This is a genomic window from Bartonella sp. M0192, assembly GCF_016102305.1.
GTDB lineage: Bacteria > Pseudomonadota > Alphaproteobacteria > Rhizobiales > Rhizobiaceae > Bartonella > Bartonella apihabitans.
In genome coordinates this window covers 104,882-131,829 of record NZ_JACFOU010000001.1, presented here as the reverse complement: position 1 = coordinate 131,829, position 26,948 = coordinate 104,882, and the positions used below count along the sequence as shown (strand labels likewise).

Annotated in this window: 24 protein-coding genes and 1 pseudogene; 22 read left to right on the top strand and 3 right to left on the bottom strand. The window is 46.1% G+C overall.

The window, feature by feature from the left end:
* The first annotated feature begins 60 nt into the window (after window positions 1–60).
* The 14 genes and pseudogenes from H3S82_RS00630 (at window position 61) to H3S82_RS00565 (ending at window position 15,423) form a co-directional block, all read left to right on the top strand.
* The gene (locus tag H3S82_RS00630; RefSeq protein WP_078040175.1) at window positions 61–636 is read left to right on the top strand and encodes a F0F1 ATP synthase subunit delta; all 576 of its coding nucleotides are present in this window, start codon (window positions 61–63) and stop codon (window positions 634–636) included.
* Window positions 636–2,165 carry a F0F1 ATP synthase subunit alpha gene (gene atpA, locus H3S82_RS00625; protein ID WP_077973106.1) on the top strand — a complete coding sequence of 510 codons (1,530 nt, stop codon included), beginning with the start codon at window positions 636–638 and terminating at the stop codon, window positions 2,163–2,165. The genes H3S82_RS00630 and atpA overlap by 1 nt, the downstream gene beginning before the upstream one ends.
* A gap of 20 nt (window positions 2,166–2,185) precedes the next feature.
* On the top strand, window positions 2,186–3,073 hold the full coding sequence (locus H3S82_RS00620) for a F0F1 ATP synthase subunit gamma (RefSeq protein ID WP_077973105.1): 888 nt from the start codon (window positions 2,186–2,188) through the stop codon (window positions 3,071–3,073).
* Between the two features lie 18 nt (window positions 3,074–3,091).
* Window positions 3,092–4,717, top strand: a complete 1,626-nt coding sequence (gene atpD / locus H3S82_RS00615) for a F0F1 ATP synthase subunit beta (RefSeq protein WP_077973104.1) — start codon at window positions 3,092–3,094, stop codon at window positions 4,715–4,717.
* 164 nt (window positions 4,718–4,881) lie between these two features.
* Window positions 4,882–5,286 (top strand): F0F1 ATP synthase subunit epsilon, encoded by a 405-nt coding sequence (locus H3S82_RS00610; protein ID WP_077973103.1) that lies wholly within the window; start codon window positions 4,882–4,884, stop codon window positions 5,284–5,286.
* A gap of 1,116 nt (window positions 5,287–6,402) precedes the next feature.
* Window positions 6,403–6,846, top strand: coding sequence for a MarR family winged helix-turn-helix transcriptional regulator (locus H3S82_RS00605; RefSeq protein ID WP_198232875.1), 444 nt, complete (start codon window positions 6,403–6,405; stop codon window positions 6,844–6,846).
* Window positions 6,843–8,492 carry an MFS transporter gene (locus H3S82_RS00600; protein ID WP_198232874.1) on the top strand — a complete coding sequence of 550 codons (1,650 nt, stop codon included), beginning with the start codon at window positions 6,843–6,845 and terminating at the stop codon, window positions 8,490–8,492. The genes H3S82_RS00605 and H3S82_RS00600 overlap by 4 nt, the downstream gene beginning before the upstream one ends.
* A gap of 30 nt (window positions 8,493–8,522) precedes the next feature.
* Window positions 8,523–9,539 carry an HlyD family secretion protein gene (locus tag H3S82_RS00595; protein WP_198232873.1) on the top strand — a complete coding sequence of 339 codons (1,017 nt, stop codon included), beginning with the start codon at window positions 8,523–8,525 and terminating at the stop codon, window positions 9,537–9,539.
* A gap of 170 nt (window positions 9,540–9,709) precedes the next feature.
* Window positions 9,710–10,618, top strand: a complete 909-nt coding sequence (locus H3S82_RS00590) for a branched-chain amino acid ABC transporter permease (RefSeq protein ID WP_078040168.1) — start codon at window positions 9,710–9,712, stop codon at window positions 10,616–10,618.
* A gap of 153 nt (window positions 10,619–10,771) precedes the next feature.
* Complete coding sequence (gene livM, locus H3S82_RS00585) at window positions 10,772–12,187, top strand: high-affinity branched-chain amino acid ABC transporter permease LivM (RefSeq protein WP_370541267.1); 1,416 nt, start codon at window positions 10,772–10,774, stop codon at window positions 12,185–12,187.
* Window positions 12,187–12,993, top strand: a pseudogene (locus tag H3S82_RS00580) (ABC transporter ATP-binding protein); the annotation flags it as partial. The gene livM and the pseudogene H3S82_RS00580, both read left to right, overlap by 1 nt.
* A 104-nt stretch (window positions 12,994–13,097) precedes the next feature.
* A complete protein-coding gene (locus H3S82_RS00575) occupies window positions 13,098–13,832 on the top strand; it encodes an ABC transporter ATP-binding protein (protein ID WP_198232871.1) in 735 nt (244 codons plus the stop codon).
* A 49-nt stretch (window positions 13,833–13,881) separates the two neighbouring features.
* The gene (locus H3S82_RS00570; protein ID WP_077973081.1) at window positions 13,882–14,229 is read left to right on the top strand and encodes a DUF6867 family protein; all 348 of its coding nucleotides are present in this window, start codon (window positions 13,882–13,884) and stop codon (window positions 14,227–14,229) included.
* A 75-nt stretch (window positions 14,230–14,304) separates the two neighbouring features.
* A complete protein-coding gene (locus H3S82_RS00565) occupies window positions 14,305–15,423 on the top strand; it encodes a branched-chain amino acid ABC transporter substrate-binding protein (RefSeq protein WP_078040165.1) in 1,119 nt (372 codons plus the stop codon).
* A 229-nt stretch (window positions 15,424–15,652) separates the two neighbouring features.
* Here H3S82_RS00565 and H3S82_RS00560 read toward each other — a convergent pair whose 3' ends face one another.
* Window positions 15,653–15,943, bottom strand: a complete 291-nt coding sequence (locus H3S82_RS00560) for a hypothetical protein (protein WP_077973077.1) — start codon at window positions 15,941–15,943, stop codon at window positions 15,653–15,655.
* A gap of 371 nt (window positions 15,944–16,314) precedes the next feature.
* Here H3S82_RS00560 and ispG point away from each other — a divergent pair, with 371 nt between their 5' ends.
* The gene (ispG, locus tag H3S82_RS00555; protein WP_198232870.1) at window positions 16,315–17,550 is read left to right on the top strand and encodes a flavodoxin-dependent (E)-4-hydroxy-3-methylbut-2-enyl-diphosphate synthase; all 1,236 of its coding nucleotides are present in this window, start codon (window positions 16,315–16,317) and stop codon (window positions 17,548–17,550) included.
* Window positions 17,551–17,969: 419 nt separating this feature from the next.
* On the opposite strand, the gene H3S82_RS00550 is transcribed toward ispG, so the two are convergent.
* Entirely contained in the window at window positions 17,970–18,578 is a 609-nt protein-coding gene (locus tag H3S82_RS00550; protein WP_198232869.1) for a YigZ family protein, read from the bottom strand.
* On the opposite strand from H3S82_RS00550, the gene H3S82_RS00545 reads away from it, so the two are divergent.
* Window positions 18,577–18,849 (top strand): hypothetical protein, encoded by a 273-nt coding sequence (locus tag H3S82_RS00545; RefSeq protein WP_198232868.1) that lies wholly within the window; start codon window positions 18,577–18,579, stop codon window positions 18,847–18,849. The genes H3S82_RS00550 and H3S82_RS00545 overlap by 2 nt on opposite strands.
* A 91-nt stretch (window positions 18,850–18,940) precedes the next feature.
* On the opposite strand, the gene H3S82_RS00540 is transcribed toward H3S82_RS00545, so the two are convergent.
* Window positions 18,941–19,843, bottom strand: a complete 903-nt coding sequence (locus tag H3S82_RS00540) for a polyprenyl synthetase family protein (RefSeq protein WP_198232867.1) — start codon at window positions 19,841–19,843, stop codon at window positions 18,941–18,943.
* A gap of 207 nt (window positions 19,844–20,050) precedes the next feature.
* Here H3S82_RS00540 and mtgA point away from each other — a divergent pair, with 207 nt between their 5' ends.
* From mtgA to H3S82_RS00510, 6 genes are all read left to right on the top strand, one after another.
* Window positions 20,051–20,716: a monofunctional biosynthetic peptidoglycan transglycosylase gene (mtgA, locus tag H3S82_RS00535; RefSeq protein ID WP_246785216.1), complete on the top strand. Its 666-nt coding sequence runs from the start codon at window positions 20,051–20,053 to the stop codon at window positions 20,714–20,716.
* 277 nt (window positions 20,717–20,993) lie between these two features.
* Window positions 20,994–21,173 (top strand): 50S ribosomal protein L32, encoded by a 180-nt coding sequence (gene rpmF / locus H3S82_RS00530; RefSeq protein ID WP_075869347.1) that lies wholly within the window; start codon window positions 20,994–20,996, stop codon window positions 21,171–21,173.
* Window positions 21,174–22,006: 833 nt separating this feature from the next.
* A complete protein-coding gene (locus H3S82_RS00525; protein ID WP_198232865.1) occupies window positions 22,007–24,949 on the top strand; it encodes a DEAD/DEAH box helicase in 2,943 nt (980 codons plus the stop codon).
* Window positions 24,946–25,320 (top strand): RNA-binding S4 domain-containing protein, encoded by a 375-nt coding sequence (locus H3S82_RS00520; RefSeq protein ID WP_198232864.1) that lies wholly within the window; start codon window positions 24,946–24,948, stop codon window positions 25,318–25,320. Before H3S82_RS00525 ends, H3S82_RS00520 begins: the two co-directional genes overlap by 4 nt.
* A 135-nt stretch (window positions 25,321–25,455) precedes the next feature.
* A complete protein-coding gene (fdxA, locus tag H3S82_RS00515) occupies window positions 25,456–25,794 on the top strand; it encodes a ferredoxin FdxA (RefSeq protein WP_077973053.1) in 339 nt (112 codons plus the stop codon).
* 358 nt (window positions 25,795–26,152) lie between these two features.
* Window positions 26,153–26,752 carry a CarD family transcriptional regulator gene (locus H3S82_RS00510; protein WP_078040466.1) on the top strand — a complete coding sequence of 200 codons (600 nt, stop codon included), beginning with the start codon at window positions 26,153–26,155 and terminating at the stop codon, window positions 26,750–26,752.
* Window positions 26,753–26,948 lie beyond the last annotated feature (196 nt).

Here is a 26,948-nt window from a genome sequence, read left to right as displayed (position 1 = left end):
GCATTACCGAGTTGGCAGTTATTAAGGTCAACTCTCTGCTAAGGGGAAAGACAGGATAGAGTGTCAAAGTCGTCTTCGCTAACATCTGCAGTAGCCGAGCGTTATGCTGCATCACTTTTTGATCTCGCACGAGAAGCCAAATGTGTCGATGCTGTAGAAAAAGAACTATCTTCATGCCTTTCATTGATCGAATCAAATAGTGATTTAAAACGTCTGGTCTTCAGTCCGGTTTTTTCATCGGTTGAACAGGAAAAGGCGGTTGCTTCTCTTTGTAAAGAAGCCGGCATGGATAAAAACGCCACCAGTCGTTATGTTGCCAATTTTTTATGTGTCGTCGCATCCAATAGACGGCTTTTTGTGTTGCCGGCCATTGTTTCTGCTTTCCATAATCTGGCTGCCAACTTCCGCGGCGAAATTTCGGCAGAAGTTGTTTCGGCGCAGGAATTGACTTCAGCTCAGGAAAAAGAGTTGAAAGCAACATTAAAAACCGTGGCAGGTAAAGATGTGAACCTGCATAAAACCGTTAATCCGGATATATTGGGTGGTCTTATCGTCCGACTCGGTTCGCGTCAGATTGATACGTCACTGTCATCGAAATTGTTTTCGCTTAAGCTTGCACTGAAAGAGGTCGGCTGATGGATATTAAACCGTCGGAAATATCTAAAATCCTGAAAAGTCAAATCGAAAATTTCGGTAAAGAAGCCGAAGTTTCCGAAGTTGGTCAGGTTCTGTCTGTGGGTGACGGTATCGCCCGTGTTTATGGCTTGGATAATGTTCAGGCCGGTGAAATGGTCGAGTTTCCCGGTGGCATACGTGGTATGGCGCTTAACCTTGAAAGTGATAATGTCGGTGTTGTTATTTTCGGTTCGGATCGTGACATTTGTGAAGGTGATACGGTCAAGCGCACGAAAACTATCGTTGATGTTCCTGTTGGTCCGGAGCTTCTTGGACGCGTTGTGGACGCTTTGGGGAACCCGATTGACGGTAAAGGTCCGATCAATGCCAAAGAACGTCGTCGTGTTGACGTCAAGGCTCCCGGAATCATCCCGCGTAAATCGGTTCACGAGCCGATGTCGACCGGTCTTAAGGCGATTGATGCACTTATTCCGATTGGGCGTGGCCAGCGCGAGTTGGTGATCGGTGACCGTCAAACCGGTAAAACGGCAATTTTACTAGATACATTTCTTAACCAGAAGCCGGCACATGACAAGAATATCGAAAAAGATAAACTTTATTGTGTTTATGTTGCTGTCGGTCAGAAACGTTCGACTGTTGCCCGTTTTGTGAAAGCACTGGAAGAACGTGGCGCACTGGAATATTCGATCATTGTTGCGGCGACTGCTTCCGAACCGGCTCCGATGCAATTTATTGCGCCATTTGCCGGTTGTGCGATTGGTGAATATTTCCGTGATAACGGCAAGCATGCTTTGATTGGTTACGACGATTTGTCAAAACAGGCTGTGGCTTATCGCCAGATGTCTTTGTTGCTGCGTCGCCCGCCGGGGCGTGAAGCTTATCCTGGCGACGTTTTTTACTTGCACTCCCGTTTGCTTGAACGCGCAGCCAAGATGAATGATGCTCATGGTGCCGGTTCGCTGACAGCGCTTCCTGTTATTGAAACGCAGGCAAATGACGTATCAGCCTATATTCCGACCAATGTGATTTCGATTACCGATGGTCAGATTTTCCTTGAAACGAACTTGTTCTATCAAGGTATCCGTCCGGCAGTGAACGTTGGTCTATCGGTTTCCCGTGTTGGTTCTGCTGCACAAATTAAAGCAATGAAGCAGGTAGCCGGTTCGATCAAGGGTGAACTTGCCCAATATCGTGAAATGGCCGCTTTTGCCCAATTCGGCTCTGATCTTGATGCATCGACCCAGCGTTTGCTTAATCGCGGTGCGCGGTTGACAGAACTGCTGAAACAGCCACAATTTTCGCCGTTGAAGACAGAGGAACAGGTTGTTGTTATCTTTGCCGGTGTAAATGGTTATCTCGACAAGATTGCTGTTAATCAGGTTAGCAAATTCGAACAAGGATTTCTGGCATTGATGCGCACCGACCATACGGATATTCTTGATGGTATCCGCAACGAACAGAAGTTGACTGATGAGCTGAAGAACAAGTTGACTACAGTTCTACAAGCTTATTCCAAGAACTTTTCTTGATCTTATGATGGGACGGTTTAATGGCTTCGCTAAAAGATCTTAGAGATCGTATCGCCTCGGTTAAGGCGACGCAGAAAATAACCCGTGCGATGCAAATGGTCGCTGCGGCAAAGCTGCGTCGTGCAGAAGAGGCAGCAGAAGCAGCGCGTCCGTATGCGCAACGTATGGCCGCGGTGCTTACCGATCTGGCTTCTCATATCGGTGCAGAAGACGCACCGAAATTGATGGTCGGCAACGGGAAAGATGATGTGCATCTTCTCGTGGTCTGTACAGCAGAGCGTGGACTGTGTGGCGGTTTCAATTCGCAAATTGCCCGCCATGCAATCGAGCATATCAAGGCACTGCAAGTTCAGGGCAAAAAGATAAAAATACTCACTGTAGGGAAAAAAGGCTTCGATATTTTGCATCGCGATTTCGGTCAATATATCATCGACCATGTCAGCCTGAGAGAAGCCAAGCACCTCAATTATTCGCATGCTAAAAACATTGCGGATAAAATAATTGAATTGTTCAAAAAAGACGAATTTGATGTCTGCACATTGTTTTATTCCGACTTCGTGTCAGTCATCAATCAGCAACCGACTTCCCTGCAACTTATCCCCGCTCCGAAAGAAGATGAGAACGAAGATATACAGGAGAAAGCAGTTGTTCCTGCCGTTTATTCGTATGAACCTGACGCCGCAACAATCCTGAATACACTTATCCCGCGCAATATTGGCGTACAAGTTTTTCGGGCGCTACTGGAAAATGGTGCCGGAGAAATGGGTGCCAAGATGAGTGCAATGGATAATGCAACGCGTAATGCGGGTGAGATGATCAATAAACTGTCGGTCACTTATAACCGTCAACGTCAGGCTCAGATCACGACAGAACTGATTGAAATTATTGCGGGCGCAGAAGCGCTCTAATATGGAAGGTAAGGATCGATGGCAAAAGCGGCGACCCCAAAGACGGCAACCACAAAGGCTGCGGAAAAGAAAGTAACAGCAAAAGCTGCTGCCAAACCGGCAGCTTCTAAAGCTTCAGTCAAAGCGGAAGCTCAAGAGCAATCTGGCAAGGCCAAGAAAGCATCGGCATCTGTTACCGAAACCAAAGGTAATTACAAGCTTGATAAGACTAAAGGCGTTTTAGGCCATATAACACAGATTATCGGTGCTGTTGTCGATGTGCAATTTGACGGACATCTGCCAAAAATTTTGAATGCTTTGGAAACCGAAAATCTTGGTCATAGGCTGGTTCTTGAAGTTGCACAGCACCTTGGCGAGAATACAGTTCGCACAATTGCGATGGATACGACCGACGGTTTGGTTCGCGGTCAGGAAGTTGTCGATACCGGCGCTCCTATTTCGGTTCCCGTTGGCGAAGCAACGCTTGGTCGTATCATGAATGTTATCGGCGAACCTGTTGATGAAGTCGGGCCAATAAAATCCGACAAGATTCGTGCGATCCACCAGCCTGCTCCGGCCTATGTCGATCAATCGACAGAATCGGAAATTCTGGTTACCGGCATCAAAGTGGTTGACCTGCTTGCGCCATATTCCAAAGGCGGCAAGGTCGGTTTGTTCGGCGGTGCCGGTGTTGGTAAAACAGTTCTGATTATGGAGCTCATCAACAACATCGCCAAGGCGCATGGTGGCTATTCGGTTTTTGCCGGCGTTGGTGAACGTACCCGTGAAGGTAATGACCTTTATCACGAAATGATCGAAAGCCACGTGAATGTTGATCCGAAAGAACATAACGGTTCTGCAAAAGGCTCAAAATGTGCTTTGGTTTATGGACAGATGAACGAATCACCGGGTGCTCGCGCCCGTGTAGCGTTGTCGGGTCTCACGGTTGCCGAAAGCTTCCGTGATGATGGTCAGGACGTTCTATTCTTCGTGGATAATATTTTCCGTTTCACCCAGGCCGGTTCGGAAGTTTCGGCTCTGCTCGGTCGTATTCCTTCGGCTGTGGGCTATCAGCCGACTTTGGCCACCGATATGGGTGCTTTGCAGGAACGTATTACAACCACCAACAAAGGGTCTATCACGTCCGTTCAGGCAATTTACGTTCCTGCCGATGACTTGACCGACCCGGCTCCGGCAACATCGTTTGCCCACCTTGATGCAACGACTGTTTTGTCGCGTTCCATTGCTGAAAAGGGTATTTATCCGGCTGTGGATCCGCTTGATTCTTCCTCGCGTATGCTTGATCCGCTTGTTGTTGGCGAAGAACACTATAGTGTTGCCCGTCAGGTTCAAACAATTCTTCAACGCTATAAGTCGTTGCAGGATATCATCGCCATTCTCGGTATGGACGAGCTTTCGGAAGAAGATAAACTTGTTGTTGCTCGTGCCCGCAAGATCGAACGTTTCTTGTCGCAGCCTTTCCATGTTGCGGAAGTTTTTACGGGTTCTCCGGGAAAATTGGTTGCTCTTGAAGATACGATCAAAGGCTTTAAAGGTCTTTGCGCCGGTGAATACGACTATTTGCCAGAATCTGCCTTCTATATGGTAGGCTCGATCGAGGAAGCTGTTGAAAAAGCACAGCGTCTTGCTGAACAAGTCTCGTAATTAAAAGGGTTCTGTCGCCTTTTATAGTGGCGACAGAGCCATTTGCAGTGGCTTGCCCATTGGGGAAAAATCTATTTTTGCACTGCAAAGAGTTTGAAATCTTCAGGTCTTTTTAGACTTTTGCAGATTTTACTGATTGTCTTTAGGGTAAGGTGACGAAAGATATGGCTAAATCATTTTTATTTGAGCTGGTTTCTCCAGAACAATTGCTACTTTCGGAAAAAGCAACTGAAGTTGTCTTGCCGGGAAGTGAAGGCTATATGACCATTCTTCCTGATCACTCTCCTGTTATGACCGCGGTTACTCCGGGAATTATCACAGTAAAATCGGCAACCGGCCAAATGTCATTTGTTGTTTATGGCGGCTTCGCCGATATTAATCGTCACGGTTGTTCTTTATTAGCTGAATCAGCCGTTTCCGTTGAAAAATTCGATGAAAGCGATCTGGAACGCCGTATTAGTGAAGCACGTGAAGTCTTTGAAGGCGCCGAGAATGATGAAGCACGCAATAAGGCGGAAGATTTTCTTCATCAATTGACATCTATACAAAACGTCATTTCGACAATTTGATCAAACGCCACTATTTGCAAATTGGCGTTTTCCTGTCTTCGGCATTTACTGATCATGCTCCCTTGCGCATAAAAAGCTCACGATTTTGGTGAGCAGATAATATTTCCGGAATCAAATTCTATTTCCAAACCTATCTTGCTTTTCGCGATGTCTCCCCAATGACAGCCGCCTATCTCGCCGGAAAAATTCTGTTTTTGTTTGGCACTACTCCTCGGCTTTCAAGACCTTCTTGGTTCTTTTTAAGGGTGGAAGCGCAATACCAATGGAGACAAAGAAAACCGTCAATCGACAAATTGCGATTGTGACACAAACTGTTATTGGAAAGCCAAAACATCACCGGTTTTTGACTTAAAAACAAGCGCAAATCCAGTTGAGTTCGGCGAGGGGACTTGCCGGAAAAGCAGGAAGTGCCTTGAAAAATCGCAAGCAGCTCGGCTTATCGACAACTGCCTGCTCATTTTGCTTAAATAAAATTCACTTCGAAAATAATTTTGCAGTTTCCAAGCGGAATCCAATCTCGAACCGGAGCAATAAGGTTTTATCGGAATTTTTCGAATGCCGCTCAAGATTGTTGATTGCCTATTGGAATAAGCAAAAACCATAAATTGTGCGTTGCCCTCGGACCGATAATTCAAGCCGAACTTCATTAACGAATTGACGAAATGCCATTTCAAGACGCGCTGCCGTCTGAATCGCGAGAACGCGTGATTTATAATTCCAGGTATCGATGCTGTTGACTTCCGCTAACGATTGTTCATTCGCTCCGCCAATATTATGGAAAGGCAGAGCACCTTAATCCGGATTGTGAAAACAGCAGCTTATTATGTGACAAAAACGGCGTAAGATTATTTATTTATTCGTTTTCCATTATTGACCAACAAGTGCAACAATCAGTGCTTGAATAAAGAAAGCCGGTTCTCGGCATCGAACGAACAAAAATCCATAGCCGATAAATGAGAACCGCTGCGTTTCATGTGAATTGCGGTTGCAATCCGCTTTTAAAAACCGGTTCAACCCTTTGTGAGCAATAAGGAAGTGAATTGCGAATGGCATTTTAGCCTTATATATGTCGCATCATAATTATTAGCATACTACATAAATCCTCTGGACGAGTTCATGAAAAACGCCACTCAATCAGTGCTGTTTATCGATTTGTTATTCAAGGTTAGCCGTAAACTGCGAAATTTGCTGGACGCGCGCATTCGCCAGCACGGTTTGACCTTGGCCCGCGCACTCACCTTGTCGGCCCTGAAAGATCAGGACGATTTTTTCCAGAAAAATTTGGCTGAAGAATTAGGTATTGAACATGCAACTTTGGTCAGGCTTATTGATGCATTGGAAGAACAGGGTCTGGTTATACGAAATGTTGCGGAAGATGACCGGCGAGCCAAGCGCGTTACTTTAACGCCGGAGGGGAGAAAAACAGTCGAGGAAATAGAAACTTATGCCGCACATCTCAGTCACGAGGTGATGTCCGGCATTGACGGCAAAAATATCACAAATGCTATGGGTGTTCTTGAACATATTGCCGATGCGGTGGAAAGAGAGGGCCGCTCATGAGCGCAGGCGTTCTCCCACTGCCCGATGATGAACGGGAACCACCTTTTTCAAATCCTGGAAAAATATTTGCCGGTCCCATCCATCGCTGTCTGCTTTATATTTTTGCGGCCAGTCTTTTACAATGGGTCTATGGCCTCGGGGCCAATATGGTCCAATCCAATATTACTCAACTCACGGGTTTTTTCCATGCAACTGTCGAGGAAACGACATGGCTTGTCGGTGCTTATATGGCGCCCAATGTCAGCCTGTCTATTTTCCTTATCAAGATAAGAAACCAATATGGTTTGAGACTTTTTGCCGAATTGTCGATTATCGGCTTTTTATTGACATGTATATTGCATTTGTTTGTCACAAGCTTGCAATCGGCAATTATTATCCGGTTTTTCGCAGGTATTGCGGCGGCCCCTATGTCGTCACTTGCTTTTTTCTATATGATTGAAGCATTCGCACCCGCCAAAAAGCGCACTGTGGGTTTAAGTCTCAACTTGATGAACATTGCTCTTGCTGTTCCCTTATCAAGGCTGGTTTCGCCCGCATTGATTGATCATGCCGGCTTTCACGCATTGTTTGCATTGGAAATGGGGCTTGCACTCATCGGCTTTGCTTGCATTTTCTATTTGCCTTTAACGCCGATCAAACGGGCAAAAGTTATCGAGAAGTTGGACTATGTGAGCTACGGTCTTATCGCTGTTGGTCTTGGAATTAACGCAGCAATTATGCCGGTTGGTCGATTATATTGGTGGCGTGAGGTATCGTGGATGGGGTGGTGGCTCGCTATAGCGGTTTTCTGCCTTATGGCCGCGTCAGTCATAGAAGTGAACCGGAAAAATCCGTTGATAGATTTGCGCTGGCTATTCAGCAAAGAAATGCTTCACATCGCAATCGTTCTTATGATGTTCAGAATTTTGCTGTCGGAGCAGGCAACTTTAGCATCCAATTTTTTTAATTTGTTCGGTCTGCTCAACCGTGAAATGGAAGTTATGCATGCAGGCGTGGTTGTTGGCACCGTTCTCGGGGGCCTTTCATGTGCTATATTTTTCAAGCCTGGCCGCGAGGATTTGTTCCACGTCATTGCGCTTATCCTGCTTGCTGGCGGGTCCTTCATAGATAGTCATGCAACCAATCTCACAAGACCCGATCAGATGATATTAAGTCAATCAATGATTGGCGTTGGCTATGCGTTGTTTTTACCGCCTTCCATGTCGAAGGGGCTCGCAACCGCAATTGCCAGAGGGCCGAATTATATTCTGAGCTTTATTGCAGTCTTTCTGTTTACACAAAATACGGGCGGACTGATGAGCTCGGCGTTTTTCGGCAGTTTACAAATTGTATTTGAAAAATATCATTCAAATATCCTCACCCAGCAAATTGTTATGAGTAATCCGATTGTCGCAAATGATGTCAATCAGCTCTCCGAGGTCTACGCCCACGTGATCAGCGATCCGGTATTGCGACATAGCGAGGGTCTTGCAGCATTAGCAAAAAGGTCGACACTCGAGGCCAATGTTCTGGCTTATAACGATGTGTTCCGCCTTTATTCATGTATCGCTCTTATTGTTCTGGTGATCTTGCTCATCAGAATGGCTTTACGTGGATATAAAAAATTTCGTGAAAAACAAGTCCAGTTATCGACACAAACAGCCTGAAAACAGGCGTTAAAATGCGGATGAAAGAGAATGATAAGGTTTTTACGTTCAAAAGCAACGGCTGTTTCCATTATCGCCGGTATTTGCGGGATATTATTGATATTATGGGCGTGGCAACTGCCTCCTTTTATCAGCAGTATCGAAACCACAGACAATGCTTATGTTAAAGGCTTTGTGACGATGATCAGCCCGCAAGTGGCGGGGAATATTTCGAGCGTAAAGGTCAAAGATTACGAGCGCGTCAAAGAAGGTGAGCTTCTGATTGAAATAGAAGATCGCATTTTCAAGCAAAGGGTGGAACAGGCCGTAGCCACACTCGATTCAAAAAAGGCCGCATTGGCGAGTTCCTACCAGCAGGAGGAATCAGCGAAAGCCGATATTCGCTCCGCAGAGGCTGCCTTCACCAAGGCGGAGCTTAACTGGAAACGTGTTGAACCATTGACGCAACGCGGTGTGTCATCGCAAAGCAGTGAAGATTCCGCCCGTGCCGATCGCGATCAAAAAAGTGCAGAACTTGAAGTCAAAACACAGGCATTAAAGAAAATTCTTGTTGATCGGGAAGGCTTGAAGGCCGATGTTGAAAGTGCCGAAGCAGCGGTTGAACTTGCAAAAATAGATCTTGATCATACCAAAATTTATTCCCCACGCGACGGGCGTGTCGGTGAAGTCGGTGCAAAACTTGGCCAATATGTCACAGCGGGAACGCAACTCCTTGCCGTTGTACCCGATGATGTCTGGATTGTCGCCAATTATAAAGAAACACAATGTGCCAATATGAAAGCCGGACAACCGGTAGTATTTTCTGTCGATGCGTTGGACGGGTATAAGCTCAAAGGGCATGTTGCCCGCTTTTCGCCGGCGGCCGGTTCGGAATTTGCTGTTTTGAAACCCGACAACGCAACCGGAAATTTCACCAAAGTTGCCCAGCGCATTCCGGTCCGTATCGAGATCGACCCTGACCAGAAATATGTTGATCGATTAATACCCGGTATGTCGGTTATTCCTCATGTTGATACATCGGTAAATCCGGAAAAATTACAAAATTAAATTCCAGGTTGAACTGATTTAAACTGTTTTATCTCAAGGCAGATTTAGAAAATTTAAAAAATACTATGAAACCGCGTTCGATTGCGTTAATCCCTATTCCGGCCATTTGCTTTCGGCTTGACAGTTGGTATTGTTAAAAACGGAAAAATAACACAGGGGACATACACTCAATGGATTATTTTTTTCAGCAACTAATAAACGGAGTTGCTTTGGGGGCTATTTATGGGCTTATCGCTATTGGCTACACGATGGTCTATGGCATATTGGGCATGATCAATTTTGCCCATGGTGATGTGTTCATGATCGGTGCCTTCATTGCGATGATCGTTTTTATGATGCTGCTGACATTGCCGGCAGCCGTGCCTATTGCACTGGCACTTCTCATAATGCTCATCGTTTCAATGGTTTTCACATCTGTCTGGGCTTGGGTTATCGAACGGGTTGCTTATCGGCCATTGCGCGGCTCCTTTCGTCTTGCTCCATTGATCACAGCAATCGGCATGTCGTTTGTTTTGCGCAATTTCGTTCAGGTCGAGCAGGGCCCGCGTAACAAGCCTATTCCGGAAATGATCAGTGGTGGTTTTGTCATTCCGGGAACCGATGTTTTTATTTTGAACAAGCAACTTCTGGTCGTCGTGGTTACGGCCGTTCTGCTTTTTATCTTTTCCCATATTGTCAGCAAAACACCGCTCGGCCGCGCCCAACGCGCCGTCGAACAGGACGGCAAAATGGCGGCTCTTTTGGGAATCAATGTGGACCGGATTATTTCGGTGACCTTCATTATGGGGGCAGCGCTTGCCGCAATAGCCGGAACACTTTACCTGATGAATTATGGACAAATTCATTTTGCCGATGGTTTTATTCCTGGAATCAAAGCTTTTACCGCCGCCGTTCTCGGGGGAATCGGGTCGTTGCCCGGTGCAGTTCTTGGCGGTCTTCTGATCGGCTTGACAGAAGCTTTGTGGCAAACCTATTTTCCGCCGGAATATAAAGACGTTGCAGTCTTTCTCATTCTTGCAATTGTTCTCGTATTTATGCCATCCGGTATCCTTGGACGGCCAGAAGTTGAAAAGGTTTAGACGGCGGCCATGAACCAGATAACATCTTTGCCAAATGCCGGAAGAATCGACTTTAAACGCGCTTGTCGCGAAGGCATTGTGACAGCTTTTATCGCATTATTGCTGTTTGCCTTTATCGTGGGTTTCAGGGCTGATCTCAATTTGCGGAACGAGATGACACTGACACCGCAAATCGGTTATCTTCTTAATTATGTGATTATTGCCGGTGTCGGGCGTTTTACGTGGTGTCTTTTTGGCGGTGGTACAAAGGGAGCAGTTTTTGCACTTGTCCCTTCTGTCATATTGTTCATCGCCTATCGGGCATGGCTTTATTATGAAGATGCCTCTGCCCAATCCACTTATAATTTGTCGGCTCAAGCCCATCAGCTTTTCATTGCCGGAATTGTCGTCGTCGCTTTTGTGCTGCTTGCCATTGTTTTTCTCTATGCCAAAGGTATTCAACAGGCAATCAGGATAACGGTCAGGGAAGTCACACCGGGGTTTCAGAAATATGCTCCGGGATGTATTTTGGCGCTGTTGCTTGTATATCCGTTTTTTGTCACGACTTTTCTGGTTGATAATCTCGCCCAATCGCAAAAGTGGATCGACAATTATGCAATCCAGATATTGATTTATATCATGCTTGCCTGGGGACTCAATATTGTGGTTGGCCTTGCCGGCTTGCTTGATTTGGGATATGTCGCTTTTTATGCCGTGGGAGCCTATACAGTTGCCCTTCTCGGCAATCATTTCGGCTTTTCATTCTGGCTGTGCCTGCCTTTGGCCGGTATTTTTGCAGCCCTTTGGGGAATGATGCTGGGATTTCCGGTATTAAGATTGCGTGGTGATTATCTTGCCATTGTTACTTTGGCTTTCGGAGAGATTATCCGCACAATTTTGCAAAACTGGACGCCGGTTACCGGCGGCGCTGCTGGGTTGTCGGTTCAAAAAGCAACATTCTTCGGTGTTCCCTTCACAAGGGGCGAAGGCGGATTTGCCGAGCTCTTCGGATTAAATTTTCAGGCTGCCCATTATAAGATATTTCTCTATTATGTCATTCTTGTCATGGTGGTGATTACCGCCTGGGTCGTGATGAGGTTGCGTCGACTGCCAATCGGACGGGCATGGGAAGCTTTACGCGAAGATGAAATTGCCTGCCGCTCGCTTGGAATCAACACAGTAACAACAAAATTGACGGCCTTTTCCATCGGCGCAATGTTCGGCGGTTTTGCCGGAGCATTTTTTGCAGCAAGACAGGGGCGCGCCGATTACACGAGTTTCATTTTCGACGAATCGGCAATTATTCTGGCAATTGTTGTTCTGGGGGGTATGGGGTCACTAGGTGGAATTGCTGTGGCTGCTGCAGTCATGATTGGTGGCACAGAGCTATTGCGCGATGTTCCGGCGCTACAGATGATATTCGGTCCTGATTTTGACCCGCCACAATATCGTATGCTTTGGTTCGGTCTGGCGATGGTGTTCGTCATGGTGTGGAAACCGCGCGGCTTTGTCGGTAAACGGGAGCCGAGTGCGTTCCTGAAAGTGAAGAAAGCTGTTTCAGGTGATTTTACAAAAGAAGGAAACGGCTAATGGCTGACGATAATACCCTTCTCCAAATCGAGCACCTCAGGATGCAATTTGGTGGTCTCGTTGCCGTTGACGATTTGAGTTTCAATGTCGAGCGGGGCAAGATTACGGCTTTGATCGGGCCGAATGGTGCAGGTAAAACAACTGTTTTTAACTGTATTACCGGCTTTTATCGGCCGACTGGCGGGATGTTGTCTCTCCACACCAATGAAGGAAAAACTTTTCTATTGGAGCGGCTTGCCGATTATGAAATTACCAAGAAAGCGAAAGTTGCCCGCACCTTCCAGAATATCCGCTTGTTTACCGGCTTGACGGTTCTCGAAAATCTGCTCGTTGCGCAACATAACGAGTTAATGCGTGCTTCCGGCATGACCGTGCTTGGCCTGTTCGGTTTTCCTTCATATAAGCGGGCAGCCAAAGAGGCGATCAAAAAAGCCGAGCTTTGGCTTGAAAAAATAAATCTTGTCCATCGTGCCGATGATCCTGCGGGAGATCTTCCTTATGGTGATCAGCGGCGTCTCGAGATTGCACGTGCGATGTGCACCGAGCCGCAACTCTTATGTCTTGATGAACCGGCGGCAGGTCTTAACCCTAAAGAATCGCTTGAACTGAACGATCTTCTTTTGGATATCAGGGATGTCGAACATACCTCCGTATTGCTGATCGAACATGATATGTCGGTGGTGATGGAAATATCCGATCATGTTGTTGTTCTCGAATATGGGTCAAAAATTGCCGATGGTACGCCGGAGGTCGTCAAAAACGATCCGAAAGTGATTGCAGCTTATCTTGGCGTTGACGAGGATGAAGAGGCATCTCCTGAAACAGCAGTTGAGGATGTCGCGGCTTCTGTTGAAATATCGGAAACGGAAATCATTACTGCCGACTTGAAAGAACAAGAGGAAAAGCGTTCATGAGTAACGATGCACCAGCACTTCTTAAAGTCGAAAATATTGAAACCTATTACGGTGCTATTCAAGCTCTACGGGGCGTCAGTGTTGAAGTCCGGCAAGGCGAGATTGTTACACTCATCGGCGCCAATGGTGCCGGTAAGTCAACTTTGATGATGACGATATTCGGCAAACCGCGTGTACGGTCAGGTCGTATTTGGTTTGATGGTCATGACATTACCTATATGGAAACGCATGAAATTGCGCGATTACGTATTGCGCAGTCGCCGGAAGGGCGGCGCATTTTTCCGCGCATGACCGTTCTTGAAAACCTGCAAATGGGTGCAAGTATCGATAACCTCAAATATTTTGACGAGGATGTCGAGAAAATGTTTGCTTTATTTCCACGCCTGAAAGAACGCTTGCAGCAACGCGGCGGAACATTGTCCGGTGGCGAACAGCAGATGCTGGCAATTGCGCGTGCGCTTATGTCGCGTCCGAGACTATTATTGCTTGATGAACCTTCATTGGGGCTCGCACCGCTCATTGTTAAACAGATATTCGATGCAATCAAAGTACTAAACAAGGAAACCGGTCTCACTGTTTTTCTGGTCGAGCAGAACGCTTTCGGGGCGTTAAAACTCGCCCATCGCGGTTATGTCCTTGTGAATGGTGTTGTTACAATGAGCGGAACCGGTGCAGAACTTTTATCGAACCCGAAAGTCAGGGCAGCCTATCTTGAAGGTGGTCGACATTAATCAGGATATTCAAAATCACCACTGGTGTTTGAATCTTTAGGGAGAAAAAATGCAAGGTATCCTTTATCAAGAGTCTTCACTATTTGTCTTTGTACTGGTGACTATCATTCTTGGTGGCTGGGCCGCGTGGATGACGGGGCGCGCTTGTGCACTGACCTGGCATGGGCTGAAAGTGGCGCTGATTTCGATGGTTCCGCTCGCCGCGGCTATCCGCTTCATCCATTATATACCGCCCTTCAACGGCACTCTGTTATCGCTTCATTATTATCTTGTCGATCTTGTTGTCTTGCTGATTTTTGCAGGTCTCGGTTTTCAATTTACGCGGACAAACCAGATGGTTCGCCAATATAGTTGGCTTTACAAGAAATCGTCGCCTTTTACCTGGCACAAGAAATAAGCTTTTCTTTGATGTTGTCTGGAAAAATTACTTTGGATGTTTTACAACTTATGAAGAAAAAAGAGGAGAACTGAAATGAAGAAAGCATTATTGGCAACCGTTGCAGCAATTGCTTTTGGCACGTTCATGAATAGTGCTTGGGCAGATATCAAAATCGGTGTTGCAATTCCTGCTACGGGACCGAGCGCGGCGATTGGTGCGCAAATTCAGCATGGCGCCGAAATGGCCGTTAAAAATATCAATGACAAGGGGGGCATCAAAGGCGAAAAGCTCGTTATCGAGATTGTCGACGATGCATCGGACCCCAAACAGGCCGTTTCGGGTGCCAACAAGCTTGCCGGCGATGGTGTGCAATTTGTCGTAGCCCATTATAATTCGGGTGCAGCGCTTCCGGCAGCAACTGTTTATGATGAAAATGGCATGCTGGCAATTTCAGCCGGTGTTACCAATCCTAAATTGACGGAATCGGGCTATCCGATGCAGTTTCGTGTTTGCGGACGTGATGACCAGCAAGGGTCATTTGCCGCTGAATTCATAAAAAAGCATGTTCCTGATCCGAAGGTCATGATTATTCACGACAAAACCGCTTATGGAATTGGTATTGCCGAAGAAGTCAAAAAAACACTGAACAAGCTTGGCGTGACCGAATTGAGCTTTGACGGTGTCAATGTCGAGGATAAAGATTTTTCGGCCATTATTGCAAAAATGAAGCAGAGTGGCGCAAATGTTGTCTATTTTGGCGGGCTTTATACACCGGCCGGTCTGATGTTGCGCCAAATGGCGGAACAGAAGGTCAAACCTGTCTATATCGGTGGTGATGCCTTTGCCAGCAATGAGCTTGCCGCAACGGCGCAAGATGCAGTTGTTGGTGTTATGAATACCTTCAACGCCGATCCTCGTGGCAATAAGGACAATGAGGAATTGGTAAAATCTTTCCGGGCGAACGGATTTGAACCGGAAGCATTCACACTTTATTCCTATGCGGTTGTGCAGCTTATGGCCGAAGGTATTACTGCCGAAGGGCAAAACCCTCAAAAAGTGGCGCAATATCTGAAAACAAAAGGGCCTTTCAAAACAGTGCTCGGACCTTTGGATTTCACCGAGAAAGGCGATCCGAAGGAAGGTGGTTTTGTTATGAACCGCTGGTATAAAGCTCCGGACGGAAGCTATAATTATTCCGAGGTCAAGGATTGAAAAATAAAGTCGGAAAAGAACTAAAGTAAGCTAAAAGAGCTGAAAACGACTGGACAATAAAAAAGCGCGTTTAACGCGCTTTTTTATTTAACTTTATCTTTCTTTATCAGGTCAGATATGACCAAGCGGACCTTTTGAATGCGCTGCTCATTTTAAAAATTTGTTTCTCAACTCTTAGTGAGACAAACTTTATTCTAACACAAATGCAATCTTGTTTTTATCGTTCCGATTATTTGCGGCGGAGGAGAAAATAAGCTGCAACTCCCAAGACACCGACAACCGCTAGAGCAGTTTTGGGATAATTTTTGGTTTGCTTGGTAATATAGTGGGCTTGTTCACCGACAACATCGAGCGCTTGGCGACCTTTATCCTTTATTGTTTCGGCGATTTCGCCTGTATTGCTCATGAAACCGTCGCCTTTAGTCAGTGAATGGGTGAGCGATTGGAGCTCGGCTTTAAGATCCTGAATACGTTTTTCGACTTTTTCTTTCGTGTCACTGCCGTTAAGAACATTAAACATTGTTTTTCCCTTGCGCTGAAGCCCCGTATAAATCGAACACAAGGCTGTAACTACTATCTATTACAATAGATAATGCGTAAAAAAGTTCCTTCCAGTGGAAATGAAAAACCTCGGGCCGTAATTTTTTCTTGAAAACGGTATATTCAAATCGGGAAATTTTCTAAAACCGGAAAGATGCCATGAAAAACATAAAAAGCACGGGACGGTTTTAATTCATCACTGACCTCACGTAATTTCTGAAAAACGACATTCCGATAATCGGAAAAGTGAAAATCTTTTTCAAAATTCCGATTGGGAAAATGGGTTTAAAACAGTTATAACAAAACGATATGATTATGATTGTCAGGCAATAAAAGAGACATCATCCGAAAATGAACACGCACGAATATTTTTCCAAACCTTTTCCGCGTCGCAAATCTGTTGCTGTCAATGTTGGCGGCGTTATGGTGGGAGGCGATAATCCTATTGTCGTGCAATCAATGACCAATACGGACACAGCCGATGTGGATGCAACCGTGGCTCAGGTCGCAGCACTCGCCAAGGCAGGTTCGGAACTTGTACGCATTACTGTCGATAGGGATGAATCGGCAGCCGCTGTACCAAGAATAAGAGAACGGCTGGACAATCTTGGAATTACAGTTCCGCTCATCGGAGACTTTCATTATATCGGTCACAAATTACTCGCCGAATATCCTGATTGTGCAAAGGCCTTGGCAAAATATCGCATCAATCCCGGAAATGTCGGTTTTCGCGAAAAACGTGACAAACAATTCAGTGAAATAATCGAATTTGCGATTCAATATGACAAACCGGTTCGTATCGGCGTGAACTGGGGTTCGCTCGATCAGGAATTGCTGACACGGCTGATGGATGAGAATGCTGCAAAAGGCGGGCCGCTTTCGACCGATGAGGTCATGCATGAAGCGGTGGTGCAGTCTGCACTTATTTCGGCACATCTTGCGGAAGAAATCGGCCTTGGGAAGGATAAAATTATTCTGTCGGCAAAGGTCAGTCAGGTACAGGACCTTGTCGCTGTCTATACCATGTTGGCCAAGCGCTGCGATTATGCTTTGCATCTGGGGCTTACCGAAGCAGGTATGGGAACCAAAGGTGTTGTCGCCTCTTCGGCAGCTCTGGGCATTTTATTGGAACAGGGAATTGGCGATACCATACGTATTTCTTTGACACCTGAACCGGGCGGCGACCGCCGGCGTGAAGTGCAGGTTGCACAAGAGCTTTTGCAGGTTATGGGATTCAGACAATTTATACCCACTGTTGCCGCTTGCCCCGGCTGTGGACGCACCACCTCGACGGTGTTTCAGGAACTCGCACAGAAAATTCAGGGTGATATTCGCAAAAATATGCCGGTCTGGCGGAAAAAATATCCCGGTGTCGAAACACTCAATGTTGCCGTCATGGGATGTATCGTCAACGGACCCGGGGAATCGAAACATGCCAATATCGGTATTTCACTTCCCGGTACCGGAGAAATGCCGGCTGCCCCCGTTTTCATTGATGGTAAAAAAGTCAAGACACTGCGCGGGGCAAATATTGCGGCTGAATTCGAGCAGATGGTAGCCGAATATATCGAAGAGCGTTTCAAATAGAGTTGCAATCGTCCATTCAAAAACCATGAAGTGGACATTTGAAACGAGTGTCCGACTTTGATTTGCGCGTTTTTTGCTGAGGTTTTCAAACGGCAAAAAGGTGCATTTGCTTTTTTCGTCATCAAAAACGATGAAAAGCCCGGTTCACTTATTGCAGAATTAAAAGAGCTTGAACGCGTTTAAAAAGTCAAAATGGCTTAAAAGCTTTGTTGGAATGAAAAAATGTGCTGCGCCCGATAAAACTTTAAGCATGGCAGATCACGGAAGAGCTGGAACGGTTGACTTTTAAGCGGAAGTGATTGTTTTTGAATGCGTTGCCTATCGGGGGCGCTCTTCAATCAAGTAGAATCAGGAAAAGTAGCCGTCAAATTGACGGACATCTTTATTTGGCAAGAGTTTTATAAATTTGGAGAAAACTTCTATAAAGACGTGTCGGAGGGGGAGTTTTCTCCATCAATCAGGATTTTCCCGCTGCTTATGTCTTTTATCCAGTCAATAAAGTTCTGTTGTTCATCTTTTGGCAAACGGAGTGTCACTTCACATCCGGAATCGTCAAAATGCCGGTTATCAATCTGTGCAAGAAAATTTTGAACCTCGTTTTCGACAATTGGTAAGAGATTGAAAGGACAGTGAAAAGTCAAAATCTGCCAGTCCACAAGTTCGACAAGTTCGGCCTTTTGGAGTGTTCTTGACGCACCGCCCCCATAGGCACGAACCAGCCCACCGGTGCCGAGTTTAACCCCTCCGAACCAACGTGTGACAATGACAAGAACGCAATCGCAGTTTCTGCCTTCAATGGCATTGAGGATTGGTTTACCGGCAGTTCCTGTCGGTTCACCATCATCATTGAAGCGGTAATTTTGATGAAACTTCCAAGCATAGCAATGGTGTGTCGCCTCTTCTTTGCGGATTGTTTCAATAATCGCTTCGGCTTCGGTTACCGAATTGATCGGAAAAGCACGCGTTAAAAAACGGCTTTTTTTAATTTCTTCCATAAGCTCTGTTGCAGAAGCAAGAGTAAAGGCCATGAGTATTTTCCGAAGTCTTCTTTTAAATGTCTTTGGCTTTGTTAATGACAAGTTCTTGAAGGGACGAGAGAAAGCGATATTAAACGAAAACACCACTCATCATTACCGAAGCAATTATCTTGTGAAAAGAGCAAGGGCCCAAAACCAAGAGTGGCTTCTTCATGAACATAAAAAACATTATCCTAAAAAAGCTTTATTTATTTTGCGAAACAAACGCCAAGACATCTTTCTTTATCGCAAAAGACAATCACTTGGCTTTAACGAAAGTTGAATGCGTCGCTTTTTCTGTTTGTAAACGCATGACATTCACCGCGAATGGCCTATGAATGCATAAAGTTTTTCGCTGTTTCAGTTTTTGTTGTTCAGTTTTTTCTTTCTATAATAAATCTTGCTGTCGCCTTTAGAATATCGGCCTTGTTGCCAAATGGTTCGAGTAAGTCATCAGCCTGTTTCATCAGCCCTTCCAGTTGGTGTTTAGCCCATTCGACACCATGGAGGGCAACCAAAGTTGCTTTATTGGCGGCTATGTCTTTACCGGCAGTTTTGCCGAGCGCTTTGGTATCGGACGTCACGTCAAGGACATCATCGGCAAGCTGGAAAGCAAGGCCGATCGCCGCGCCGAATTCGGAAAGTCTTTCGCGGTCTTCGCGGGTGGCATTGGAAAGAATAGCACCGGCTTCACAGGCATAGCGGATAAGTGCGCCGGTTTTCATCGCTTCCAATGTGATAATGCCGCTTTCGTCAGGTTTTTTTGTTTCTGCTTCGAGGTCCAACACCTGCCCGCCTACCATGCCGCCAAGACCGGCACTGCGGGCAAGACCATTGATCAGTTTGAGCCGGATTTTTGCATCAAGTTCAAGTTTGTCATCGGAGAGAAAATCAAAAGCAATTGTCAATAATGCGTCACCGGCGAGAATGGCCGTCGCTTCGTCGAACGCTTTATGGACAGTGGGCTTGCCGCGCCGCAAATCATCATTATCCATGGCCGGCAAATCGTCATGTATCAATGAATAGCAATGGATTGCTTCAAGGGCTGCGCCAACACATTGTGCCGCTTCGATATTGGCATCAAAAAGTCGGGCAGTCTCGATAACAAGAAAAGGCCGCAATCTCTTGCCACCATTCAAAACACCATGGCGCATTGCAGCAAGAAGGCGGGACGGGCGGGAAATTTCTCCCGCCTCGATATGGCTGGAGAGTTTTGCATCCAGCATTTCACCAATCTGGCGGGCATTTTTTGCAAGTAAATTGGTAAAATCGTCCATTGAGAATTCCTTTAATCTTTGCAAGATGGACATGAAACATTCCAACCTTGCCGTCAACACTTATGAGTTAGACAATAAAGATATAAAAAAGAGATAAATCGCGAGACGATTATAAACAGGGAATGAAGATTGAACGAGGCTTAATTGTTTGCTGAAGACAGGAAATCTCTAGACCGATCTGGTAAAGGGCCTTCGAAAAGACTTCGCTTGGTTCTCTACGCGTTGGCAATTTTGCTATCTTTCCCGTTTTTGCTGATGCTTCTTTATAATCTGCCATTTATCCATCCGGTTTCGACCTTGATGCTGCGTGACCAGATTACTTTTACTCCTTATGAACGGGAGTGGCGCAGTATTGACGATATTTCTCCTCATCTCGTTTATGCAGTTGTCATGTCTGAAGATGGTCAATTTTGTTCCCATAGCGGTGTTGACTGGAACGCAATGAAAACTGTTATTTCGCGTGATGGAGGCCCTAACAGAGGAGCGTCGACAATTACGATGCAAATGGTGAAAAACCTGTTTTTATGGCATGACCGGTCGTATTTGAGAAAAGGTCTTGAAATTCCTTATGCGACGGTCGCCGATGCTGTTTTGTCCAAACGACGTATTATGGAAATTTATCTCAATATTGCCGAATGGGGGCCCGGAATCTATGGTGCGGAAGCTGCTTCACAACATTTTTTCAAACGTTCGGCAAAAAATCTCAATCCAAGGCAAGCAGCCTATCTCGCAGTCACTTTACCCAATCCGAAATTGCGTAATCCTTCCCGTCCATCCGTGAATTTGACAAGGCTTGAACGTCTGATAGAAAAACGCGTACGTCAATCGTCTGCTTATACTCAATGTTTGCGAGAGACGGGTTCAGAGCAGTAATGAAATTGAGTCGGATTTGACTGGTTGGACAATTTCGCAATAACAGCAAAAACATGCCGGCAGTTTTGGAAGATTTTAAGCAAAAAGGTGATTTTAAAATTTTTCCGCTTATAATAGGCACAATATCGACCTATTTCATAAAAAATGCTGATTTCAGTCTGGTCAAAGTCTGATAATCAGTGTATAGGCTCGCCAAACCTTCTATAATTTTTGTCTGCCGATATAGCTTCGGGTTATGGTGGCAGATACGTTTTAAGCAAATTTGGAGTATAATTCCATGGCTGTACCTAAACGAAAAACGACCCCGTCAAAGCGCGGTATGCGTCGTTCTGCCGATGCCCTCAAGGCTCCGACCTATGTTGAAGACAAAACTTCCGGCGAGCTTCGTCGCCCGCACCATATCGATCTTAAAACCGGTATGTATCGTGGCCGTCAGGTTCTAACACCGAAAGACTGAGGTCTTTTTGAATTTAAAGAAAAACCGGTCTATTGGCCGGTTTTTTTATGTCCAAATTATTCGACGAATTTTTGATGTATTTGGTGCGCCGGTTTGGTGAAAATTCTCCAACTTGTTTTGTGGAATTTCATTCTCCGGTTGACTTGCCATCTCGTTGATAGCATCGCCAAACAATACCTGTCCGGATTGGCTATAAATGGTTGCTGTCGCTTAAATCCGGTAAACAATTTCCTGTTTTCGCATCGTCTTGCTGCAATTTTGAAGAGAAGTAAATTTCGTCGATAGCGAATGTGATTTTTCTCATCAATTTTTTTGTCTTCGCGCTTCACAATCAAAACGGTTTGTCGATAAAAATTCGGAACCGGTTGGTGCTTGTTTTTACCTTATCGGAAACAGCGGCTTAAAGAGCCGGTACGCAAACTGTGTTGGGAAAACTTTATTATCTATAGCGGAAACACATTGGCAAAAAGTGTTTGGTGAAAAATGCCCGTTTATAAGGAAATAGAAGCGGGAGACGCTTGAAGCTCAAGAAAGTTGTAAGCTGGAGAATAGTGCGATTTTACGAATGATCTGGTTGGCAAATTTCCGGATTATTCCTTGACCTTATTGCTATATTTTGGTTTCTCACCTAGTAAGAATACATTATCTGGTTAGAACATATCAAGAACATGGTAATGTCAGCGATTCGTCGCTGATTCGTTCCGGTACTGTTCCAAAGGTTAAGAATTATGGTTAACGTTTGGTAAATGACAAAGCTTGCTTGTCGTTTGATAAGGCGTTAAGGCGTATTTTGGCGGCTATGTCCGGCAAAATCTGATTATTTGGAGTAGACGATGGCTAAAGCCCCTCTCATCCTTTCGGGGCGTGATGTAACAGCCGTTCTGGGGCCGACAAATACCGGCAAAACCCATTTGGCAATCGAGCGGATGCTTGCCCATGATAGCGGAATGATCGGACTACCGTTACGACTTCTTGCACGGGAAGTTTATAACCGTATCAGCGAAAAGATCGGCCCGAACAGGGTTTCTCTCATTACGGGGGAAGAAAAGATTACTCCTCTCGGTGCCCCTTATTCTGTTTGCACGGTGGAAGCTTTACCAAGGGAAACCAAGGCTTCTTTTGTCGCGATAGATGAAGTGCAACTTGCCGGTGATCTCGCTCGCGGCCATATTTTTACCGATCGGATTTTACATTTGCGTGGCACACAGGAAACGATGTTGCTCGGTGCTTCGACGATGCAAGGCATTCTGCAAAAGCTTTTGCCCGGTCTTAATGTTGTCAGTCGTCCGCGGTTTTCGCAATTGCTCTATGCAGGCTCGAAAAAGTTGACCCGTTTGCCAAGCCGCACAGCAATTGTCGCCTTTTCTGCCGATGATGTTTATGCAATTGCCGAATTGATCAAGCGCCAGCGTGGTGGGGCAGCCGTGGTCATGGGGGCGCTCTCGCCACGCACAAGAAATGCGCAGGTAGCCCTTTATCAATCGGGAGACGTGGATTTTCTTGTGGCAACCGATGCGATCGGCATGGGACTTAATCTGGATGTCGATCATGTGGCTTTTGCCCAGACAAGAAAATTTGACGGATACCAGTTTCGCGATTTGACCGCAGCGGAAATGGCGCAAATTGCAGGACGTGCCGGCCGTCATATGCGTGATGGCACCTTTGGCGTGACCGGACGGATTGCCGATCTGGATAAAGATCTTGTTGAACGAATCGAATCACATCATTTTGATCCGGTCAAAGTTTTGCAGTGGCGTAGCGAAGATCTCGATTTTACAACGCTTGACAGTTTGAGAAAATCACTGGAAGCGGCAGCCCCTGTGGAAGGATTAGCCCGTGCATTACCGGCTGTGGATGCGCAAGCTCTTGATAATCTCTCGCATGATTATGATATCGCCCGATTGGCTGACAGGCCCGAGCGCGTGGCATTGCTTTGGGACGCATGTGCACTTCCCGACTATCGCAAAATTGCACCCGCGCAACACGCGGAAATTATTGCCAACATCTATCGTGATCTTGTAAAACGCGGCAGCGTCAATGAAAACTATTTGGCCGAGCAGGTCTCACAAGCTGATCGAGTCGATGGTAATATTGACACTTTATCGCATCGGATTGCCCAGATTAGAACCTGGACATTTGTGTCTCACAGACCCGGATGGCTTACCAATCCGCAACACTGGCAAGAAAAGACGCGGGAAATTGAAGATAGATTGTCAGATGCGTTACATGAGAGGTTGACGAAACGATTTGTAGACCGCAGAACAAGCGTACTTATGAAGCGGCTTAGAGAGAATGTGATGATGGATGCCGAAATAGTTCAAACTGGCGATGTTCTCGTAGAGGGGCATCATGTTGGAAAACTTGATGGGTTTCGTTTTATTGCCGATGTCAATGGCGAAGGTGCCGATGCAAAAGCTCTAAGGGCTGCTGCAGATAAAATATTGGCCGGTGAATTCGAAAAAAAGGCAGATCGTTTGGCCGCTTCGGCCAATGGCGATTTTGCGGTCGGTTCGGATGGTGTGGTTCGCTGGATTGGCCAACCTTTGGCAAGCCTTGCTGCAACCGATGATATTTTGAAGCCGAGAGCGGTACTGCTCGCCGATGAACAATTGACGGGGCAGGCGCGTGAAAAAGTTGCCGAACGGGTCGATCGTTTTGTGAGCTTCCATTTTGAAACAGCATTGAAACCGCTTTTTGATCTTATCAATGCGGATGCGCTGGTTGGTATGACACGTGGACTGGCGTTCCGTCTGGTTGAACATCTGGGCGTTTTGCCGCGTCGTGACGTTGCCGAAGAGGTCAAAAGCCTTGACCAGATTTCACGTGCAGCCTTGAGAAGACTCGGAACACGTTTTGGCGCTTTTCATATTTTTCTGCCAATGATGTTGAAGCCGGCACCGGCGCAAGCCATTACGCTTCTATGGGCATTGAAAAATCATGCACGCGATTTGCCGGGTTATGGCGATGTTCTGCAAGTACTAGCGGCCGGCCGTACCTCGGTTGTTGTCGACCCGACTTTCGACCCGACCTTTTATCAGCTTGCCGGTTATCGGATTCTGGGGCGCCGTGCCGTACGTGTCGATATTCTGGAACGTCTCGCTGATCTCATTCGCAATGCAGCGAACTGGAAGCCCGGTAGCGGGCCGCGTCCGGACGGTGCTTATGACGGGCGTCATTTTCTGGTTACTCCGGCAATGATGTCGATACTTGGTGCAACAGCCGAGGATATGGAAGAAATTCTGAAAAGTCTGGGCTACCGTTTTGATAAAAAAGACAAGGCGGAAATTGCAGCCAAGCTTCAGGAACTTGATGCAACACCGGAGGAAGCAAAGCCTGCTTCAGTTGTCGAACGTCCTGCCGAACCGGTAGGCGATTTTGCGACGACCCCTGCAGTTCAGGAAACTGCAACAACAGAAGAAGTCAAAACACCGGAAGCTGAACCGGTCGGTCCTCATTTCACAAAGAAGACTACGGAAGAAGAGGAAAAACCTGTATTGCTTTGGCATTATCAGGGGCGGCATGATTACCGTCAGTCAAGGCAGAATAGCGACAAAAAGAAACGTTCCGCACAGCGCTTTGAAAAAACAGGTGACAGACCGGAAAAGTCGGGCGAATCACGTCGTGACAAACAACGTCCGCGTAAAAATTCGTCTTTTAACAATCCGAAAGCGGATGCTTCTTACAAACAGCATAAATCAAAGTCGCAACCGAAACCGGTTGACCCTGATTCGCCTTTTGCAAAACTCGCAGCTTTGCGTGACCAATTGAAAAAATGAGCGAAGGGGCCGTTTCGAGACAGCGCTTGGACAAGTGGCTGTTTTTCTCACGGACGGTCAAAACGCGTAGCCTTGCTGCCAAACTCGTTGAGGGCAGCAAGGTCAGAGTTAATCGTGTGAAAATTGACAAGCCGGGCTATTCGATAAAAGTCGGAGACGTTCTGACTATCCGGCTCGAACGTTCGGTGGTCGTTTATAAGGTAGCAGGACTTGGCGAGCGTCGGGGGCCGGTAGCGGAAGCCCGATTGCTTTATGAAGATTTGACACCCATCGAAGTTGTAGCAGACAGACAGAATATTATTTCATCAGGTCCCCGCCCGACAAAACGTGACAGAAGGCAATTATTGCGTTTTTTAAAACAGGAAATGTGAACAAATTGGTTCATATGCGGGGTTGAAACGATCAGACAAAAACGTTAATTCAGTGCTGTTATCGTTTCATTTCCGTTTAAAAGTGTGACAGGCTTTTGTCGGAATGCGCTTGACGTGAACACTGGAGATTGAACAATGACCTATGTTGTGACCGACAATTGCATTCGCTGCAAATACACTGATTGTGTCGAGGTTTGCCCCGTTGACTGTTTCTATGAAGGGGAAAACATGCTTGTTATCCACCCTGACGAATGCATCGATTGTGGTGTCTGTGAACCGGAATGTCCGGCTGAAGCAATCAAGCCGGATACCGAGCCGGGGCTGGAAAAATGGCTGGAGCTCAACATGGAATATTCGGCAAAATGGCCGAATATAACGGTTAAGAAAGATCAGCTTCCCGAAGCAACTGAAATGGACGGCGTTACCGGAAAACTTGAAAAATATTTCTCGCCCAAGCCTGGAAGCGGTGATTAGGCATACAAATAGTTGAACTTAACTGCCGGATGATTGATTTCGTTGGATTTTTGTGTTAAGGTTTTGCCGTTAAGCCGATACTGAATGTCTTTGACGTTTCTTTTTCTCATCGAAAGGTGTTTTAATCAGGCATAGTTCGCGTCGTATCGTGGATGTTTTCATCACGTGTAGTCGAATGATGCAAGATTGGGTGGACTTATCGGAACATTTGCTTTGCAAATGTGCAAAAGCTTATTGTGCGGGATAAGTCGGAAGTAATGTTGAAAATTCGGGGATCGGATAAGGCTCTATGTTTTTGGAGCCTTCAACCTGTGTTTGTCGGCAGCAGTGCCGAGCACAAATGGAGTTGGTTAAAAATATGTCATCCCCCAAGAAAAAATCCCCGGCACGGCACGGGTTTAAGGCTCAAGAATACATCGTTTATCCTGCCCACGGTGTTGGCCAGATTGTTGCTATTGAAGAACAGGAAGTTGCAGGTATCAAGCTTGAACTGTTTGTCATCCATTTTGAAAAAGATAAAATGCATGTCAAAGTTCCGGTTGCCAAAGCTTTATCGATTGGCATGCGCAAATTGTCCGAGACCGATTTTGTTGACCGCGCGTTGAAAGTGCTACAGGGGCGGGCACGTATCAAGCGGACAATGTGGTCTCGTCGTGCACAGGAATATGACGCAAAAATCAATTCGGGTGATTTGATTTCGATCGCCGAAGTGGTGCGGGATCTTTTCCGTGCTGAAAATCAGCCTGAACAATCCTATTCGGAGCGTCAGCTTTATGAAGCAGCGCTTGATCGCATGGCGCGTGAAATTGCTGTCGTCAACAAGATTTCGGAAACAGAAGCCGTTCGCGCAATTGAAATCAATCTCGCCAAGAGCCCGAAGCGCAGTGCTAAAAGTGATGCTGACGGTGATGTCGATATTGATGTCGATGGTGAAGACAGCGAGAACGTCGCTGCTTGACCATAATTGGCGAGACAGTCAACAATATAGTCTTCGATATTTTTAAAAGCCCGCTTTTAAAGCGGGCTTTTTATTTTTCAATGATTTAAATTTATCAAGAGAACACGTAAAAATTGTAAAAAAACTATCAAAAATTAAATTATTTTAACTTTTAGTTGTTTTTTTATGGAACCAACTCTTTCGGCAGACGTTAGCA

Bases quoted from the DNA above. Each gene is read 5' to 3' on its own strand.
- H3S82_RS00545 (WP_198232868.1), top strand. From the start codon at position 18,577: ATGAGTATTTTCCGAAGTCTTCTTTTAAATGTCTTTGGCTTTGTTAAT.
- H3S82_RS00595 (WP_198232873.1), top strand. From the start codon at position 8,523: ATGATAAGGTTTTTACGTTCAAAAGCAACGGCTGTTTCCATTATCGCC.
- ispG (WP_198232870.1), top strand. From the start codon at position 16,315: ATGAACACGCACGAATATTTTTCCAAACCTTTTCCGCGTCGCAAATCT.
- H3S82_RS00540 (WP_198232867.1), bottom strand. From the start codon at position 19,843: ATGGACGATTTTACCAATTTACTTGCAAAAAATGCCCGCCAGATTGGT.
- livM (WP_370541267.1), top strand. From the start codon at position 10,772: ATGACACTGACACCGCAAATCGGTTATCTTCTTAATTATGTGATTATT.
- H3S82_RS00620 (WP_077973105.1), top strand. From the start codon at position 2,186: ATGGCTTCGCTAAAAGATCTTAGAGATCGTATCGCCTCGGTTAAGGCG.
- H3S82_RS00525 (WP_198232865.1), top strand. From the start codon at position 22,007: ATGGCTAAAGCCCCTCTCATCCTTTCGGGGCGTGATGTAACAGCCGTT.
- H3S82_RS00600 (WP_198232874.1), top strand. From the start codon at position 6,843: ATGAGCGCAGGCGTTCTCCCACTGCCCGATGATGAACGGGAACCACCT.
- H3S82_RS00520 (WP_198232864.1), top strand. From the start codon at position 24,946: ATGAGCGAAGGGGCCGTTTCGAGACAGCGCTTGGACAAGTGGCTGTTT.
- H3S82_RS00575 (WP_198232871.1), top strand. From the start codon at position 13,098: ATGAGTAACGATGCACCAGCACTTCTTAAAGTCGAAAATATTGAAACC.
- H3S82_RS00510 (WP_078040466.1), top strand. From the start codon at position 26,153: ATGTCATCCCCCAAGAAAAAATCCCCGGCACGGCACGGGTTTAAGGCT.
- atpD (WP_077973104.1), top strand. From the start codon at position 3,092: ATGGCAAAAGCGGCGACCCCAAAGACGGCAACCACAAAGGCTGCGGAA.
- fdxA (WP_077973053.1), top strand. From the start codon at position 25,456: ATGACCTATGTTGTGACCGACAATTGCATTCGCTGCAAATACACTGAT.
- rpmF (WP_075869347.1), top strand. From the start codon at position 20,994: ATGGCTGTACCTAAACGAAAAACGACCCCGTCAAAGCGCGGTATGCGT.
- H3S82_RS00610 (WP_077973103.1), top strand. From the start codon at position 4,882: ATGGCTAAATCATTTTTATTTGAGCTGGTTTCTCCAGAACAATTGCTA.
- H3S82_RS00550 (WP_198232869.1), bottom strand. From the start codon at position 18,578: ATGGCCTTTACTCTTGCTTCTGCAACAGAGCTTATGGAAGAAATTAAA.
- atpA (WP_077973106.1), top strand. From the start codon at position 636: ATGGATATTAAACCGTCGGAAATATCTAAAATCCTGAAAAGTCAAATC.
- H3S82_RS00590 (WP_078040168.1), top strand. From the start codon at position 9,710: ATGGATTATTTTTTTCAGCAACTAATAAACGGAGTTGCTTTGGGGGCT.
- H3S82_RS00565 (WP_078040165.1), top strand. From the start codon at position 14,305: ATGAAGAAAGCATTATTGGCAACCGTTGCAGCAATTGCTTTTGGCACG.
- H3S82_RS00605 (WP_198232875.1), top strand. From the start codon at position 6,403: ATGAAAAACGCCACTCAATCAGTGCTGTTTATCGATTTGTTATTCAAG.
- H3S82_RS00560 (WP_077973077.1), bottom strand. From the start codon at position 15,943: ATGTTTAATGTTCTTAACGGCAGTGACACGAAAGAAAAAGTCGAAAAA.
- H3S82_RS00570 (WP_077973081.1), top strand. From the start codon at position 13,882: ATGCAAGGTATCCTTTATCAAGAGTCTTCACTATTTGTCTTTGTACTG.